This is a genomic window from Variovorax atrisoli 110B, from assembly GCF_000382045.1.
GTDB lineage: Bacteria > Pseudomonadota > Gammaproteobacteria > Burkholderiales > Burkholderiaceae_C > Variovorax > Variovorax atrisoli.
The window spans coordinates 355,065-370,762 of sequence record NZ_KB907453.1; the positions used below are offsets into that span (position 1 = coordinate 355,065).

General features: G+C 69.0%; 20 protein-coding genes. 11 read left to right on the top strand and 9 right to left on the bottom strand.

All coding sequences use genetic code 11. The features are described 5' to 3' along the window. Nucleotides 1-16 precede the first annotated feature (16 nt). Nucleotides 17-1,318, top strand: a complete 1,302-nt coding sequence (locus G369_RS0115585; protein ID WP_208604393.1) for an MFS transporter — start codon at nt 17-19, stop codon at nt 1,316-1,318. Nucleotides 1,319-1,333: 15 nt separating this feature from the next. On the opposite strand, the gene G369_RS0115590 is transcribed toward G369_RS0115585, so the two are convergent. Genes G369_RS0115590 through G369_RS39090 form a run of 3 tightly spaced genes read right to left on the bottom strand, consistent with a single transcriptional unit; the run spans nt 1,334 to nt 2,057 of the window. After that, nucleotides 1,334-1,621 (bottom strand): 2Fe-2S iron-sulfur cluster-binding protein, encoded by a 288-nt coding sequence (locus G369_RS0115590; RefSeq protein ID WP_019654941.1) that lies wholly within the window; start codon nt 1,619-1,621, stop codon nt 1,334-1,336. Continuing rightward, complete coding sequence (locus G369_RS0115595; RefSeq protein WP_019654942.1) at nt 1,618-1,908, bottom strand: VF530 family protein; 291 nt, start codon at nt 1,906-1,908, stop codon at nt 1,618-1,620. The genes G369_RS0115590 and G369_RS0115595 overlap by 4 nt, the downstream gene beginning before the upstream one ends. Next, the gene (locus tag G369_RS39090) at nt 1,908-2,057 is read right to left on the bottom strand and encodes a hypothetical protein (protein WP_019654943.1); all 150 of its coding nucleotides are present in this window, start codon (nt 2,055-2,057) and stop codon (nt 1,908-1,910) included. Before G369_RS39090 ends, G369_RS0115595 begins: the two co-directional genes overlap by 1 nt. Nucleotides 2,058-2,143: 86 nt before the next feature. Between G369_RS39090 and G369_RS0115605 the strand changes: the two genes are divergently transcribed. The 3 genes from G369_RS0115605 (at nt 2,144) to G369_RS0115615 (ending at nt 4,383) form a co-directional block, all read left to right on the top strand. After that, the gene (locus G369_RS0115605; protein WP_019654944.1) at nt 2,144-2,662 is read left to right on the top strand and encodes a GNAT family N-acetyltransferase; all 519 of its coding nucleotides are present in this window, start codon (nt 2,144-2,146) and stop codon (nt 2,660-2,662) included. A 15-nt stretch (nt 2,663-2,677) separates the two neighbouring features. Beyond that, entirely contained in the window at nt 2,678-3,370 is a 693-nt protein-coding gene (locus tag G369_RS0115610) for a PepSY-associated TM helix domain-containing protein (protein WP_019654945.1), read from the top strand. A gap of 104 nt (nt 3,371-3,474) precedes the next feature. Then, on the top strand, nt 3,475-4,383 hold the full coding sequence (locus G369_RS0115615) for a DUF808 domain-containing protein (RefSeq protein WP_019654946.1): 909 nt from the start codon (nt 3,475-3,477) through the stop codon (nt 4,381-4,383). A gap of 49 nt (nt 4,384-4,432) precedes the next feature. Here the strand turns inward: G369_RS0115615 and G369_RS0115620 are convergent, their stop codons facing one another. Together G369_RS0115620 and G369_RS0115625 are read right to left on the bottom strand one after the other, a co-directional pair. Continuing rightward, on the bottom strand, nt 4,433-4,645 hold the full coding sequence (locus G369_RS0115620) for a hypothetical protein (RefSeq protein WP_019654947.1): 213 nt from the start codon (nt 4,643-4,645) through the stop codon (nt 4,433-4,435). Nucleotides 4,646-4,678: 33 nt separating this feature from the next. Beyond that, nucleotides 4,679-5,866, bottom strand: a complete 1,188-nt coding sequence (locus G369_RS0115625; RefSeq protein WP_019654948.1) for a YncE family protein — start codon at nt 5,864-5,866, stop codon at nt 4,679-4,681. 92 nt (nt 5,867-5,958) lie between these two features. On the opposite strand from G369_RS0115625, the gene G369_RS0115630 reads away from it, so the two are divergent. The 3 genes from G369_RS0115630 (at nt 5,959) to G369_RS0115640 (ending at nt 7,567) form a co-directional block, all read left to right on the top strand. Beyond that, nucleotides 5,959-6,231, top strand: coding sequence for a DUF2164 domain-containing protein (locus tag G369_RS0115630; RefSeq protein ID WP_019654949.1), 273 nt, complete (start codon nt 5,959-5,961; stop codon nt 6,229-6,231). Between the two features lie 75 nt (nt 6,232-6,306). After that, a complete protein-coding gene (locus G369_RS0115635; protein WP_019654950.1) occupies nt 6,307-6,729 on the top strand; it encodes a hypothetical protein in 423 nt (140 codons plus the stop codon). Between the two features lie 40 nt (nt 6,730-6,769). After that, entirely contained in the window at nt 6,770-7,567 is a 798-nt protein-coding gene (locus G369_RS0115640) for an enoyl-CoA hydratase/isomerase family protein (protein ID WP_019654951.1), read from the top strand. 105 nt (nt 7,568-7,672) lie between these two features. Here the strand turns inward: G369_RS0115640 and G369_RS0115645 are convergent, their stop codons facing one another. Together G369_RS0115645 and G369_RS0115650 are read right to left on the bottom strand one after the other, a co-directional pair. After that, nucleotides 7,673-8,776, bottom strand: a complete 1,104-nt coding sequence (locus tag G369_RS0115645; protein WP_019654952.1) for a M14 family metallopeptidase — start codon at nt 8,774-8,776, stop codon at nt 7,673-7,675. A gap of 37 nt (nt 8,777-8,813) precedes the next feature. Further along, entirely contained in the window at nt 8,814-10,154 is a 1,341-nt protein-coding gene (locus G369_RS0115650; RefSeq protein ID WP_019654953.1) for an MFS transporter, read from the bottom strand. A 147-nt stretch (nt 10,155-10,301) separates the two neighbouring features. Between G369_RS0115650 and G369_RS0115655 the strand changes: the two genes are divergently transcribed. Then, nucleotides 10,302-11,204, top strand: coding sequence for a LysR family transcriptional regulator (locus tag G369_RS0115655; protein WP_019654954.1), 903 nt, complete (start codon nt 10,302-10,304; stop codon nt 11,202-11,204). On the opposite strand, the gene G369_RS0115660 is transcribed toward G369_RS0115655, so the two are convergent. Further along, nucleotides 11,201-11,857 (bottom strand): glutathione S-transferase, encoded by a 657-nt coding sequence (locus tag G369_RS0115660; protein ID WP_019654955.1) that lies wholly within the window; start codon nt 11,855-11,857, stop codon nt 11,201-11,203. The genes G369_RS0115655 and G369_RS0115660 overlap by 4 nt on opposite strands. Before the next feature lie 69 nt (nt 11,858-11,926). On the opposite strand from G369_RS0115660, the gene G369_RS0115665 reads away from it, so the two are divergent. Beyond that, nucleotides 11,927-12,796 (top strand): helix-turn-helix domain-containing protein, encoded by an 870-nt coding sequence (locus G369_RS0115665; RefSeq protein ID WP_019654956.1) that lies wholly within the window; start codon nt 11,927-11,929, stop codon nt 12,794-12,796. A 53-nt stretch (nt 12,797-12,849) separates the two neighbouring features. After that, complete coding sequence (locus G369_RS0115670; protein WP_019654957.1) at nt 12,850-13,752, top strand: SDR family oxidoreductase; 903 nt, start codon at nt 12,850-12,852, stop codon at nt 13,750-13,752. Nucleotides 13,753-13,788: 36 nt separating this feature from the next. On the opposite strand, the gene G369_RS0115675 is transcribed toward G369_RS0115670, so the two are convergent. Further along, complete coding sequence (locus G369_RS0115675; RefSeq protein ID WP_019654958.1) at nt 13,789-14,223, bottom strand: hypothetical protein; 435 nt, start codon at nt 14,221-14,223, stop codon at nt 13,789-13,791. A gap of 100 nt (nt 14,224-14,323) precedes the next feature. Between G369_RS0115675 and zigA the strand changes: the two genes are divergently transcribed. Next, the gene (gene zigA, locus G369_RS0115680; protein ID WP_019654959.1) at nt 14,324-15,517 is read left to right on the top strand and encodes a zinc metallochaperone GTPase ZigA; all 1,194 of its coding nucleotides are present in this window, start codon (nt 14,324-14,326) and stop codon (nt 15,515-15,517) included. Nucleotides 15,518-15,698: the final 181 nt, after the last annotated feature.

Consider the following 15,698-nt stretch of genomic DNA (forward strand, 5'->3'; position numbering starts at 1 on the left):
GGCTATCCTCGGGCGGATGTCCGGCCCCGCCCCCGCTTCCGTCTCCTCCTCTTCCTCTCCCGACGTCCAGGCGGCTTCTCCCCCGAGCTTCTCCGACCTGACGCGCGAACGCCCCTTCATGCAGATGTGGACGGCGCGCCTCTTCGGCACGGCCGCCTCGCAGATGCTGCTGGTGGCCATCGGCTGGCACATGTACGAGCTCACCGGCAGCGCGTGGGACCTGGGGCTGGTCGGCCTCTACCAGTTCGTGCCCGCGCTGGTGCTGGCGCTGCTGGCCGGCCACATCGTCGACCGCCACCATCGCGGGCGCATCGTGGCGGCCTGTTTCGCGGTGCAGGGGCTGGTGGCGCTGGTGCTGCTGCTGGCCGTGCTGGAGAAGCACGACACTCGCGGCCTGCTGCTGGGGCTGTCGCTGGTGCTGGGCGCGGTGCGTGCCTTCCAGATGCCGGCGCAGCAGGCGCTGACGCCGCTGCTGGTGCCGCCGACCATGCTGTCGCGCGCGATGGCCTTCAGCTCGGCGGGCATGCAGGGCGCGATCATCGGAGGGCCGGCCCTCGGCGGCCTGCTGTTCGTGGCGGGCATGGCGGTGGTGTATGGCGCCAGCGTGGTGTTCTTCGCCGTCGCCTGCGTGCTGGTGCTGCGGCTTCGCTACGCCTACACGCCGGCTGCGCGCGAGCCGGTGACCCTGGCGACGGTATTCGCGGGCGTCGATTTCATCTGGAAGCGCAAGCCGGTGCTCGGCGCCGTGTCGCTCGACCTGTTCGCGGTGCTGCTGGGCGGCGCGGTGGCGCTGCTGCCGATCTATGCCAAGGACATCCTGCACACCGGCCCCTGGGGCCTGGGCCTGCTGCGCAGCGCGCCTGCGGTGGGTGCGCTGGTGATGTCCATCGCGCTCACGCGGCGGCCGGTGGAGCGCCACGTGGGGCGCACGCTGCTGCTGGCGATCGCGGTGTTCGGGCTGTGCATGGTGGTGTTCGGCATCTCGAAGAGCTTCGTCGTCTCGCTGATCGCGCTGGCGGTCTCGGGCGGCGCCGACATGGTCAACGTGGTGATCCGCCAGACGCTGGTGCAGCTCGAAACGCCTGACGCCATGCGCGGGCGGGTGAGCGCGGTGAACTCGATCTTCATCGGCGCGAGCAACCAGCTCGGCGAGTTCGAGTCGGGCGCCACGGCTGCGCTGCTGGGGCCGGTCGGCTCGGTGGTGGTGGGCGGCGTGGGCACGATGCTGGTCGCGCTGACCTGGTTCAAGCTGTTCCCCTCGCTCGCGCAGCGCGACCGGCTGGTGGTGGCGGCGCCTTCGGTCAGGCCGCCGGCCTGAGCCGGCCAGGGCTGCTCAGTCGGCGAAGAGGGCGTGTGCGCCGGGTACCTCGAGCGTGACGTCGCCCAGCGCCTGCGCCACGCAGGGCAGGATCCAGCCCTCGGCCTTTTCCTCGGCGCTCAGGCCGGGCCATTCGATGATGTGGCGGGTTTCGCCCGCACGCCGCAGGCAGATGCAGGTGCGGCAGGTGCCGTTGCGGCACGAGCTCGGCAGTTCGATGCCGGCGGCCTCGGCGGCCTTCAGCAGGGTGGTTTCGCCGTCGGTCTCGAAGTCGAGGCCCGAAGGCTCGATCCGGACCTTCATGGCTGTCGCTGCGGTTGCTGCTGCTGCTGCTGCTCGCGGCGTTGCTCGCGCAGCATGAAGAGATAAAGGCTTTCGACCTTCTCGCGCGCCCACGGCGCCTTGCGAAGGAACTTGAGGCTGGAGCCCACGCTCGGGTCGAGCGTGAAGCAGCGGATGGGAACGAGCTCGCTCAGCCTCGGCCACCCGTAGTGGCCCGCCAGCGCCGTGACGATGGCCTCCAGCGTGACCCCGTGCAGCGGGTTGCGCGGCTGGGGTCTGGGGGCGGCGGGCGCCGGCGTTTCGCTCATCACTTGTTCTTGAGCTTGCCGCGGGGGATGACCTCGGTGGTGACGGTGCGTACCGGTTCGAAGCCGCCGGTGTTCACCGGCTTGGGCGGCGAGGAGTCCTTCTTCGGTTTCTTCGCTTCCTTGTTGCTGCGTTGCTGACCCTTGGCCATGTCGATTTCTCCGGTTGTTGCGGCAATGCGGCGTGCAGTTTAGCGGTGCGGCGACAATACGCGGTTCCATTCGATTTCCCGCATTCATGTCAGATTACGAAGTTCGCCCCGCGACCCTGCGCGACGCCAAGGCCGTCGCAGAAATCCACGCACTCTCCGTCAAGGCCGCCTACGAGGGCATCCTGCCCGAGGATGAACTACGCGCCCTGGCTCCTGCCACGCGCGAAGCCAAGTGGCGCGAGGCCATCGAGTACGGCGAACCCCAGGTGCACGTGGTGGTGCAGGGCAGCGAGATCGTCGGCTTCGTTGGCTTCGACCGCTCGCGCGACCCCAAGACCCCGCCGACCACCGGCGAGATCTGGGCCATCTACGTCAAGCCCGAGCACTGGGGCAAGGGCGCCGGCGTGGCCCTGTGGGACGCCGCCCGCGAAGGCCTGGAGGACGAGGGCTGCACCACGGTCACCATCTGGGTGCCGATCCGCAACGACCGCGCCATGCGCTTCCACGAGCTCGCAGGCTTCAAGCGCGAGATGAAGACCGCCAAGACCACCGCCATCGGTACCGTGCGCATCGAGGAAATCCGCCTCAAGCGCAGCGTGGCCTGATCGGGCGAGGCCATCATGGACGCCGCCGGCAGCAGTTCTTCTTCCCTCGGCCACGCCGCGCGCGTGCGTTCGCACCAGCGCCGCACCGCCGCCGTGCAGTGGATACGCCGCACCCATGGCTGGTTCGGCCTCTGGGGCGCGGTGCTGGGGCTGCTGTTCGGCTTCAGCGGCATCTGGCTCAACCACCGCAACGTGCTGAAGCTGCCGCAGGCCCAGGAACGTACACGCGCCCAGCTTGCGCTGCCCGACCCGGTGCCGCAGACGCCCGAGGCCATGAGCCGATGGCTGCAGGAGGCGCTGCGCATGAGCAGCCCGCCGAACTCCAGCCGCATCGAGCCCGCCAAGCCCGTGGCATGGGCCGACAAGAGCGACAAGGGTGCGCCCGCGCTCACCCAGCCGGCGCACTGGATCTTCAACTTCGGCGGGCCCGACGAGATCGTGCAGGCCGAGTACTGGCAGGGCAACCGCTCGGTGGGCGTGACCACCACGCGCAACGGCTTCGTCGCCACGCTCACCAACATGCACAAGGGCGGCGGCATGCCGCTGGCGTGGATCCTCCTGGTCGACACGCTGGCCGGAAGCCTGATCTTCCTGTCGATCTCGGGCGTGGTGCTGTGGATGCTCACGCACCGGCGCCGCCGCGTCGGCCTCGCGCTGTTCGGCGCCTCGCTGGCGGCCGTGCTGGCCATTGCGCTGAGCGCGCTCTGAGGGGCTGCGGCGCCTTTTCTCCGCGGCGCCTGCGTACGGGTATTGCCGGGGCGCGACACGGCTGCGGATAAGCTCGCCGCTTCCCTTACAGCCCCAATCTGCCCATGGCCTCCAGCCTGCTCCTGCTGCTCGACGACATCGCCACCGTTCTCGACGACGTATCGGTCCTCACCAAGGTGGCCGCCAAGAAGACGGCTGGCGTCCTCGGCGACGACCTCGCGCTCAACGCGCAGCAGGTCACCGGCGTCAAGGCCGACCGCGAGATTCCGGTGGTGTGGGCCGTGTGCAAGGGCTCCTTCGTCAACAAGGCCATCCTCGTGCCGGCGGCGCTGGCCATCGGCACCTGGCTGCCCTGGCTGGTGACGCCGCTGCTGATGATCGGCGGTGCATTCCTCTGCTTCGAAGGCGCCGAGAAGCTGGCGCACAAGTTCCTGCACAAGGACGAACACGACACCGACACGCAGCGCCACGAGAAGGCCATGGCCGAAGCCTCGGTCGACGTGGTCGCGATGGAGAAGGACAAGATCAAGGGCGCGGTGCGCACCGACTTCATCCTCTCTGCCGAAATCATCGCCATCACGCTGGGCACCGTGCAGGGCCAGCCCTTCACCACGCAACTGACCGTGCTGGTGGGCATCGCGCTGATCATGACCATCGGCGTCTACGGCCTGGTGGCCGGCATCGTGAAGCTCGACGACGCGGGCCTCTACCTGAGCCAGCGCGCGAGCGCGGGCGCGCAGGCCCTGGGCCGCGGCATCCTGGCTGCGGCGCCGTGGCTCATGAAGGCGCTGTCGGTGGCCGGCACGGCCGCGATGTTCCTCGTGGGCGGCGGCATCCTCGTGCACGGCGTGCCGGCACTGGGCCACGCGGTCGAAGACTGGGCCAAGGCCACGGGCGGCGTGTTCGGCACGCTGGGTTCGATGGGCGTGAACGCCGGCGTGGGCCTCGTGGCCGGCGCGATCGTGCTGGCGGTCGTGGAACTGGTCGGCAAGATGCGCGGCAAGAAGCACTGAGGCGCCGCCGCTTCGATGGACGAAACCCGCCACGAGGCGGGTTTTCTTTTTACTGGCGCTTCCTGCCGAGCTTCAACAGCTCGACCACGATCAGCGCCACCCCCAGCACCAGCGCGAACCAGCCCACCAGATAGGCCCCCGCCACCATCTCGAACCAGCGCGTGCCCTGCAGGAAGCGCGGCCCCAGCAGGACGGCGGCGCCGATCACGAGGCAGAGGATGCCGCGCTCGAGGGTGCGGAGTTGTCGTTTGGGCTGGGCCATGGGTCTTCGTTCTTTCGGGGAAATGCTGATCCGTCAGTGCGTCATTTTCCCGCGCATCGCCGCCGGATGGCCCTGCAGCTGGAACGATTTGCCCGTCGGTACCAGCGTATCCCCGTCCAGCCGCAGGATCGTGACATCCTGGTCGATGAAGTTGCCCACGTACAGGTACTTCCCATCGGCGCTCCACACCGCGCCCTCAGGCAGCCCGCGCACCACCACCTCGTTGGCACGCGTGACCTTCTTGCCGTCGATCTTCAGCAGTACCACCGAGCCGTTGCGGTTGTAGAAGTAGGCGTTCTTCGCCGCGTTGCTGCCGCGCAGGATCACGGCCACCGCATGCTTGCCGGTCGGGCTCACGGCCAGGCCCTCGGGGCCGTCGCCGACGACCACCTTGTCGACCACGCGCGGCGGCACCGCTTCCATGTCGATCACGCTGACCGTGTCGACCTGGCCGTCGGAAGCGCCCGAGTTGCCGTTGTCGGCGGTGAGCGCGAGCTTGCCGTCGGGCGTCACGTCGACGTTGTAGGGCCACAGGCCGGCGGCGAGGTCGACCTTGTTGTAGCTGACCTTCTCGCCGTTCACGTCCAGCAACGCGATCTTGTGGCTCGGGAACTTGGCCGCGAGCGCGCGCCTGCCGTCGGGCGTGAAGCGCACATGCGCCACCGAGTCGCCCATGGCCACCGTGTCGACGAGGGTGACCTTCTTGCCCGCGATGCGCAGCACGCTCACCGAGTTGTCGGTGCGGTTGGCCACCAGGGCGAGATCGCCCGTGCGGTTGATCGAAAGGCCCGAAGGCTGCTTGCCCACCTGCAGTGTGTCGAGCAGCTTGGGCGGCGTGGTGGTCAGGTCGATCACGAAGAGCCGGTTGTCCGGCACCTGCTTGCGTGCGCCGTTCTCCTCGACCACGTTGAGCGAGTTGGCGACCAGCGCCAGCGTCTCGCCGGGCGTGATCGCGAGGTTGGTCGGCGGGCCGGCGATGGTGTTGTCCAGCTGCAGCGTGCCGAGCACCTTGGGCGCGAGCGGATCGGTGCCGATGTCCAGAACCTGCACCGTGTCGCGGCCCATCGGGCCGAGGATCACCGCGCCGGCGTCGTTCCACGACTGCTTTTCGTCGTTGGCCACCAGCATCAGCTGGCGTTGGGGCACGGCGGGGGTGAGGTTCGTGCAGCCAGCGAGGAACGCGAGGGCAAGGGCCCCGAGCGCGGTGGAACGCAACTTCATGGGTGTCTCCGGTATGTGTTGTTGTGACGGCGCATGGTAGCGAAGGAGGCGGGCGGCACAATCGGCCGACCGATCCAACCGCCCGAAAGCCCATGACCATCGAGATCCCGAAAGAAGCCCGCCAGCAGGCCATCACCTCCATCGAGCGCTACTTCCGCGAGAACATGGACGAGCCCATCGGCAACGTCGCTGCCGGTGCGCTGCTCGGCTTCTTTCTGGAGGAGATCGGGCCGCTGGTCTACAACCGGGCGGTGGCCGAGGTGCAGGAGCGGCTGCAGGCGCGCATCTCCGAGATCGACCTCGAGGTGCACGAGGACGAGTTCCAGTACTGGCGCAAGTTCGACAGGCAGAAGAAGGGCCGCTGACGAAGCCTTCGGGCGTGGTGCCCGCGCATCGCGGCGGGTTCAGAAATGCTTCAAAACGTTGCAGAATTCGGGGCCATGCCCTTCCACCGCACTTCCCGACACCGCGCAGCTTCCCTGGTTCTGCGCACCCTTTCGGCCCTGCCGCTCGTGCTCGCCGCCTCCCTCGCCACCGCGCAGCAGGACCCTTCCGGCTTTCCGCTCGACTCGGTCGGCTACCTCAACGAGGAGCTGCCCCGCATGGAGGCTGCCATCGCCGCGAAGGACCGCAGCTTCTTCCACGGCGCAATGGTCCGCACGGTGGCGTTCTCGGAGCGCTGGGGCTTCAAGAGCAAGGCAAATCCCGAGCTTGCTGCTTACTCGATGTGCACCGCGGCCGTGATGGACTACGCTGTGGTCGGCATGTGCAGGCTCGCGCCGTCCGAGGAGTGCGAGCCCGGGCTGGCCTCGCGCTTCGACGCGAACGTGCAGCGCTGCCGCGAAGTGGCCGCCAGGAAATAGACACCCGGAAGACGGAAGACCAACGAGAGAGACATCCGCCATGGACTACGCCCGCTACAAGACCCTCGCCATCGAGCGCCGCGGCGCGAACGGCGCGGTGCTCGACATCCGCATGCTGGCGGCCAACGGCAAGCTGCCCACGGCGGGCCATGACGGCCACCGCGAACTTGCCGAGATATGGCGCGACGTGTCCGCCGACGACAGCGTGCGCTGCGCCGTGCTGCGCGGCGAGGGGCTGGGCTTCTCGGGCGGCGGCGACCTGGGCATGGTGCAGGACATGACCACCGACGACGCGGTGCGCCAGCGCGTGTGGCGCGAGGCGAGAGACCTGGTCTACAACATCGTCAACTGCGACAAGCCGATCGTGAGCGCGATGCACGGCCCCGCGGTGGGCGCGGGCCTGGTGGCCGGGCTGCTGGCCGACATCTCCATCGCCGCGAAGAACGCGAAGATCGTCGATGGCCACACCCGCCTGGGCGTGGCGGCCGGCGACCACGCGGCCATCGTCTGGCCGCTTCTGTGCGGCATGGCCAAGGCCAAGTACCACCTGCTGCTGTGCGAGCCGGTGAGCGGCGAGGAGGCAGAGCGCATCGGCCTTGTATCGCTCGCGGTGGAAGAGGCCGACCTGCTGCCGCGCGCCTACGAGGTGGCCGACCGCCTCGCAGCCGGCAGCCAGAGCGCCATCCGCCTCACCAAGTACGCGCTGAACAACTGGCTGCGCCAGGCCGGCCCGACCTTCGATGCCTCCCTGGCGCTCGAATTCATGGGCTTCGCGGGAGCGGACGTGCGCGAGGGTGTCGCGTCACTGCGCGAGAAGCGGGCGCCGAACTTCGGCTGAGGTTTCGATTTTTCGCGAGACACCGGGGAACCGGCTTTGCCGGGCCGCAGGTGTCGTCCCCTGAAAGGGGGGCGAAGCGACACGAAGGCGCGCGAAGACTGGAGGTCAGCTCGCCTTCAACCCCTGCAGCGTCTGCAGCAGCACCACGCGCGTCTGCCCCAGGATCATTCCCTTCCACTCGTCGTTGTCGCAGTAGAAGGCGTCGCGCAGCCGCGTGCGGATCTCACGCTTCTGCGCCTCGGGGGCCTCGGGATGGCGGCGCAGCCAGGTGTCGGCGCGCAGGCGGTCCAGCACCTCGCCGTCGGGCAGGGTGCCGAACTCCAGGCCCATGGGCGCGATCTTCGCGTTCGGGCATTCGTCGTACGCGGTGGAGATCACAGGGCCTGATACATCGGCCGAGGCGGAGTCGCCTGCGAAGGGGGCGAACACGTCGGCGCCCCACCATGCGTGGGCGCGCGCCAGGTCTTCGGGGGTGTTGCGACCGGGGTAGATCTTCTCGCCGTGGCCGTAGGGGCCCAGGCCGGTGTGCACGTCGATCCAGCCCAGGTGCGTGGCCGAGGCGGCGTACTTGCGCAGGATCTTGCGGATGGTCCCGTTGCTCCACGAAGGCGCGGTGCCGCCGTAGAACAGGCCGTCGGGCGAGGTGTACTGGCCGCGCGTCACGGCGGCGCGGAAGGCGCGCATGCCGTGCTTCGCCACGTATGCGGCCATGGCCGCCTCGTCTGCGGGCGTCGGCGGCCAGGTGGCTGGCAGCACCAGGGGCTCGACCTCGGCGTACTCGGCGTTCACCGGAAGCGGCGCATTGAAGTCGATGTGGTTGCGGTTCAGGTCGATGTTGTCCTCGTTCGTGCGATGCAGGTGCGAGAAGCCGTGCGGGTTGATCGCGTGCACCAGCAGCAGCGAGACGCCGGCCTGCTCCAGCCGCGAGAGCAGGTCCGCGTCGTTGAGCGTGGCGATCTGCGTGCCCGAGCCGCAGAAGCCTTCGGGGCCGTGCGTGCCGGAACTCACGAGCAGCACTTTCTTCGCGTCGATGGCGCCGACCAGCGCGACGTCGGTGGCCAGCTCTTCGCCGAGCGCGCCCTTGTGAGCCTCCATCACGAACGACTCGACGGCGGCGCCGCGCTGCGCGGCGGCCTCGAGGAACTTGGCGCGGGCCTCGACGTAGGTGCCCGAGAAGAACCGCGTGGCGGCAGTGGGTTGTGCTTGCATGGGGTGGGAACTCCTGTGCTTGGAATGATGAAGGCCGTCAGGCGTTTGCGGTCGCGTGGGCGCCGGCGGCGTCGATGTCGCGGCCCGTATGGTCGCGCAGCCAGAGCAGGCCCAGCAGCGAGACCACCGTCATCGCCACCAGGTACCACGCCGGCGCGAGCTTGCTGCCCGTGGTGTTGAGCAGCCAGGTGCTGATGAAGGGCGCGAAGCCGCCGAAGAGGGCCACGCCCACGCTGTAGACCAGCGACATGCCGCTGGCGCGCACCGCCTTCGGGAACATCTCGGGCAGCATCGTGATGCCCGGCACCGTCTGCACCACCAGCCCGAAGCTGAACACGCCGAGCACCACGAACAGCACCGTGGGCGTCGGCGAGGCATTGAGCCACAGGAAGCCGGGGTAGATCAGCAGCGCCAGCGCGACGCGGCTCCAGACGATCAGCGTCTTGCGGCCCACCACGTCCGACAGCTTGCCGACGAAGGGTGCGAAGGCGAACGAGATCAGGCCGGTGAGCGCCGCGCCGAAGAGCGCCACCGATGGCGTGAAGCCGAGTTCGCGCACGGCGTAGGTCGGCATGTAGAAGGTCACGACGTACGCAGCCGTGGTGCCGCCGACCAGCGAAAGAATCGCCGCGAGCACCGTCCTGCCGTGCCGCGTGCAGACGATCTTCAGGCTGCTCTCGCGCGGCGCGGCGGCCTCCTGGGGCGAGATGTGCAGCGATTCCTCCAGGTGGCGGCGGATGTACATGCCCACGGGCGCGATCAGCATGCCGATGACGAAGGGAATGCGCCAGCCCCAGTTCTGCATCGATTCGGCCGACAGCGTGAAGGTCAGGAGGCCCACCACGACGGCACCGAGCATCACGCCCAGGCCCTGGCTCGCGAACTGCCAGCTCGCCATGTAGCCGCGGTTGGCCGGGGTGGCGTGCTCCACCAGCAGCGTGGTCGATGCGCCCACTTCGCCGCCGGCCGAGAAACCCTGGATGAGCCGCGCCAGCACGATGACGATGGGCGCCGCGACGCCGATCGACGCGTAGGTGGGCGTGAAGGCGATCATGGCGCAGCCCAGCGCCATCAGGAAGATGGTGAGCGTCATGGCCTTCTTGCGGCCCGCGCGGTCGGCATACGCGCCGATGACGATGCCGCCCAGCGGCCGCATGATGAAGCCGACGCCGAAGCTGGCCACCGTCAGCAGCAGCTGGCCGTAGGAGCTGAACGTGGGGAAGAACAGCTTGCCGATCACGAGCGCCAGGAAGCCGTAGACGGTGAAGTCGAAGAATTCCAGCCCGTTGCCGATGGTGGTGGCCACGATGGTCTGGCGGCGGCGCGCGGGGGAGGAGGGGGACGAGGAGGGCGCGGGCCGGTTGCTTGGGGTGCTCATGTGTCTCCAGTTGTGGATTGGCTTTTTTGGAATGGGTCTTCGCGGGTGTCGGTCGAAGGTCTGCGGGCCTGGCCGCGCCGGATGCTAGAGATTCGCCGCTGTCATGAAAAGACAATAATTGGGCGTCGAAGATAACTTTTGGTTTTCATGAAACCCAACCAGCTGCATGCCTTCGTGGCCGTGGTCGAGCAGTTGAGCATCCGCGCCGCCGCGCGCGTGCTGGGCATATCGCAGCCGGCCGTCACCAAGATCGTGCGCGAGCTGGAGCGCGAGGTCGGCGCGCCGCTGGTGGAGCGCAGCGTCAAGGGCGTGCAGCTCACCGAGTTCGGCAAGGCCTTCGCGCCGCGCGCCCGGCTGCTGCTGGCCGACATGCAGCGCGCCCGCGACGAGATTGCGCAGATCCGCGACGGGCTCACCGGCAAGGTGGCGCTGGCCGTCAGCACCTCCTTCGCGCTCACGGTGCTGCCGGCGGCCTTCAAGGACTTCCATGCGCGCCTGCCGGCCGTCGACGTGCAGTTCAGCGAGACCGTGCTGCCCTGGATGCTGGCGCGCCTGCGCGAGGGCTCGCTCGATTTCGCGGTGGCGCACGTGGTGCCGGGGCGGCTCGATCCGCAATTCGAGGCGATGGAGCTCTTCCCGGTGAAGCTGGTGGTGGGCATGCGCGAGCGCCATCCGCTGCGCGGCAGCCGCTCGATCCGCGAGCTCTACAAGGCCGAATGGATTCTTCCGGGTGACGACCACTTCAGCGGCCGCGAGGCCGTGTCGCCCTTGCTGCCGCTGGGGCTGCCGCCGCCGGCGCGGGTGATCCAGGGGCAGTCGGTCACGGTGGCGCTGGCGCTGGTCGGGCAGATGGACCTGGTCGGCCTGTTCGTCGAGCCGCTGGCCACGCTGACCTTCAAGCGCCACGGCATCCGCCGCGTCGAGATCGAGGAAGAACTGCCTGTGCTGAACGTCTGCGTCATCAAGCGGCGCGGACAGCTGCTGACGCCGGCCGCGCAGCATTTCGTCGAATGCATCCAGCGGGCCTCGGCGGCGGCGATGGCTGGCTAGCGCGGCGGAGGGAAGTCGACGCCGGCCTCACCCGGCTTCCAGGGCTCGTACTTCTGCATGGCGCGCTCGAAGAGCTCGCAGGCGATCCAGCTCGACAGCCAAGCCTGCAGGCGCGGCCAGGGCTGCGAGTCGAACCATGCCTGATCGACCATCGCGAACTGGCGCACGAAGGGCATGACGGCGGCATCGGCCAGCGTCGCGTGCGAGGCGGCCAGTTGCGGCGATGCGCTCAGCCTGGCTTCCAGGTCGCGCAGGAAGGCGGAGCCGCGCTCGCGTGCGGTCTCGCCGCCGTCCGCGTGGCGCTCGGGGTACTTGTAGCGGTCGAGCTGGGACTTGAACTCGTCGTCGCACCTCGCTACCAGCGCGAGCATGTCCTGCAGGGTGCCCGTGCCGGGCTGCAGCCAGCGCAGCGGGTCGCCGCGGCGCAGGGCCCACAGCATCACGTCGAGGCTCTGCTCCAGCACCGATTCGTCTTGCGCGATCAACACCGGCACCGTGCCCTTGGGCGAGGCCGCGAGCATCTCGGCCGGCTTGTTCCGAAGCACCACCTCGCGCAGCTCGCAGCGCTGCCCTGCGGCGACCAGCGCGAGGCGAGCCCGCATTGCATAGGGGCAGCGACGGAACGAGTAGAGAACGGGCAGGGCGAAAGGCATTCGGTTCTGAGGGGCGGAGCTGGGGATTTTCGGGCATGCCGGGGCCGGTTTTCCCGACAATCGGACCCCATGGCCGATCGCCTCTTCCTCCGGCTCGACGACGACCCGCTGCATGGTCCGGAATCGGGCGCGCCTGCCGGCACGCTGCGCGCATTTCCGGTGGCGGCAGCGCTGCGCGGGCATGTCTCGCATCTCATGCTGTGCCGCGAGAACCTTGCCGACGGCCAAGAGGTGCGCGAGCGCGTGTTGCCTGACGGCGCCGTGCGGCTGATCTTCAACTTCGGCGATGCCCCCTTCGTCGGGGACGAGCAGGGGCAGGCGGTGGAGGCCGTCGGTGCCTCGACCACGCCGGTCGTGTTGCGCATGCGGCGGAAGGTGGAGGGCCTCTCCGTCACCCTCCGCCCTGGTGCCGCCGCCGCGCTGCTGGGACTGCCGGCCGGAGAGATCGGCGGTACGGCGGTGCATCTCGACGAGCTCTGGCAGGGCGAAGGCGTGGAACTGCTCGAACGCATGACCGAAGCGCGTGACGACGCGGCGCGGGTGGCGCTGCTGCAGGCCGTGCTGCTGCGCAGGCTCCGCGATGGCGATGCCGGGGGCAACGCTGCCGTCATGCGAGCGGCGCAGCTCATCGCGGAGGCCGATGGGCGGCGTCCGTTGCGCGAGGTGGCTGCCGCCGTCGGCGTGGGCGAGCGGCGCCTGCAGCAGCTCTTCCATGCCCACGTGGGGCTTTCGCCGCGCGCATGGAGCCGGCTTGCGCGCATGCACGGCTGCCTGCGCGCACTGCGGCAGCAGCCCTCGCCGGCCTGGGCCGAGGTGGCGCTGGAGGGTGGCTTCTACGACCAGTCGCACCTGGTCAACGAGTTCCGCGCGTTGTGCGGCGTCACGCCGACCGAGTTCCTCGACCAGGCGGCTTCGGGTTCTTCCAAGACGGCGGGTTGAGCGTTGGCTATCTTCATCCGCTCTCAGGCAAAAGGATCGAAGGAGCCATCAGGATGAACGACGAAGAAAAGACGCCAGGCCGACCACTGAAGGACTGCGTGGCGGTCGTGACCGGCGCGAGCCGCGGCGCGGGGCGCGGCATCGCGGTGGAGCTCGGCGCGGCCGGCGCCACCGTGTACGTCACAGGCCGCAGCACGCGCGAGCGGCCCGCCGACACCTACGGCCAGCTGATGGCCCTGTCGGACCTGGCGGCGCTGCCCGGCAGCATCGACGACACGGCGGACGAGGTCACGCGCATGGGCGGGCGCGGCATTGCGGTGCGCTGCGACCACACCAGCGAGGACGACGTGGCCTCGCTCTTCGCCCGCGTGGAGCGCGAGGCAGGCCGCATCGACCTGCTCGTGAACAACGCCTGGGGTGGTCACGAGACCTTCAACGGCGTGTTCGAGGCGCCGTTCTGGGAGCACCCGCTGTCGAACTGGGACTCGATGTTCGACCGCGGCGTGCGCAACCACCTTCTGGCCAGCCGCTGCGCCGCACCGCTGATGGTGCGGCAGAAGAAGGGCCTGATCGCCACCACCACCTTCTGGGACCGCGGCCGCTACGTGCGCGGCAGCCTCTTCTACGACCTGGCCAAGGCGTCGATGACGCGGCTGGCCTTCGGCATGGCGCAGGACCTGAAGCCGCACGGCGTGGCCTCAGTGGCGGTGTCGCCCGGCTGGATGCGCACGGAGTTCGTGCTGGCCGCCTACAAGACCGACGAGGCCCACTGGCAGGAACGCTCCGAGCTTGCTCGCACCGAGTCGCCGCACTATCTCGGGCGGGCGATCGCTGCGCTGGCCGGCGACCCGCACGTGATCGACAAGAGCGGCGAGGTGCTGCGCGTGGCCGACCTTGCGCGCGAATACGGCTTCACCGACATCGACGGGAGGCAGGTGGCGGCGTTCGAGATGTAGCGCCACCGGCTCCGGCCGGCCGGGCGAATACTGCGCTCAGTACGAACGCAGGGCGATTCCCCATCGCCCGTCGATGCGCAGCACGATCCACAGGTTGACGTGCGTGCTGAGCACCGCGCCCGCCGCGTCGCGCCGGGTATAGGTGACGACGAAGTGAACCTTGTCGCTGGCGACCAGCACCGGCTCCTTCTTCTCGTACCGGGTGAGGGCCCAGCCAGTGGCTTTCAGCTTCTCGAAGAAGTCGTGCGGATGTCGGCCCGGCTCGGCCCACTCGAGCCGCTGCGCGCCCGACAGCATCACGTGCGGGAAGTGCAGCTCGGCATCCATGCCGCTGGTGTCCGATGCGTTGAAGGCGGCGGTGAATCGGTCGAGGCAGGCCGAGGCGGCATCCACCTCCGCGGCACGGGGTTCGCCGGAGGGCGGTGGGGCGACGAAGGCGGAGAAATCGGAGAAATCGGAGCGGCCGGTCATGCCGCCGATGGTAGGCCAGGGCGCTGGCGTCCCGATAAACGCAACGCAGTTGCATTGGATTCATATAATGCAATTCTGTTGCATATATGGAGCCCGCCCCATGGCCGACCGCCTCCCCGTTACCGTGCTTTCCGGCTTTCTCGGCGCCGGCAAGACCACGCTGCTGAACCACATCCTCAACAACCGCGAAGGCCGGCGTGTGGCCGTCATCGTCAACGACATGAGCGAGGTCAACATCGACGCCGCCCTGGTGCGCGAGGGCGGGGCCGCGCTCTCCCGCACCGACGAGAAGCTGGTGGAGATGAGCAACGGCTGCATCTGCTGCACGCTGCGCGAAGACCTGCTGCTTGAGGTGAGGCGCCTTGCGAAGGAGAAGCGCTTCGACCAGCTGGTGATCGAATCGACCGGCATCTCCGAGCCGCTGCCCGTGGCCGAGACCTTCACCTTCGCGGGGGAGGACGGCAAGAGCCTGTCCGACGTCGCGCGGCTCGACACCATGGTGACGGTGGTCGATGCCTTCAACTTCCTGCGCGACTACGGCTCGCCCGACAGCCTGGGCCAGCGCGGCCAGTCGCTGGGCGACGAGGACACGCGCACCGTGGTCGACCTGCTGATCGAGCAGATCGAGTTCTGCGACGTGCTGGTGGTCAACAAGACCGACCTCGTCACGCCCGAGGAGCGCGAGCGGCTGATGGCGATCTTGCGCAGCCTGAACCCGCGTGCGCGCATCGAGGTGTCGGAGTTCGGCCGCGTGGCGCTCGACCGCGTGCTCGACACCGGCCTCTTCGACTTCGAGCAAGCCGAGCAGGCGCCCGGCTGGCTGGCCGAGCTGCGCGGCGAGCACGTGCCCGAGAGCGAGGAATACGGCATCCGCAGCTTCGTCTACCGCTCGCGACTGCCTTTCCACCCCATGCGCTTCTGGAAGCTGGTGCAGAGCGAATGGGAGGGCGTGGTGCGCTCCAAGGGCTTCTTCTGGCTTGCCAGCCGCGCGACGCGCGCCGGCTCGTGGTCGCAGGCCGGCGGCGCCTGCCGCTACGGCGCGGCGGGCTTCTGGTGGGCGGCGGTGCCGCGCGAGCACTGGCCGACCGATCCGGAGGCCCTGGAGATCATCCGCAGGAACTGGGACCCCGCCACCGGCGACGCCCGCCAGGAACTGGTGCTGATCGGCATCGGCATGGACGAGGATGCCCTGCGCGCCCGCCTGGACGCCTGCCTGCTCACCGAGCAGGAGATGCGCTTCGGCGCCTCGTGGTGGCAGAACTTCCCGGATCCCTTTCCGTCCTGGAACCAGTGAGCTGATATCTCTGCGGGAATGCCGCGGAACCGGCTTTGCCGGGCCGCAGGCATTGCCCCTTGCAAGGGGGTTGGCGAAGCGACACGAAGTGCGCGCAGCCTGGGGGTGAGGCCAAGGTCTCCGCGGAACCGGCTTTGCCGGGCCGCAGGCATTGCCCCCCTGCAAGGCGGTTGGCGAAGCG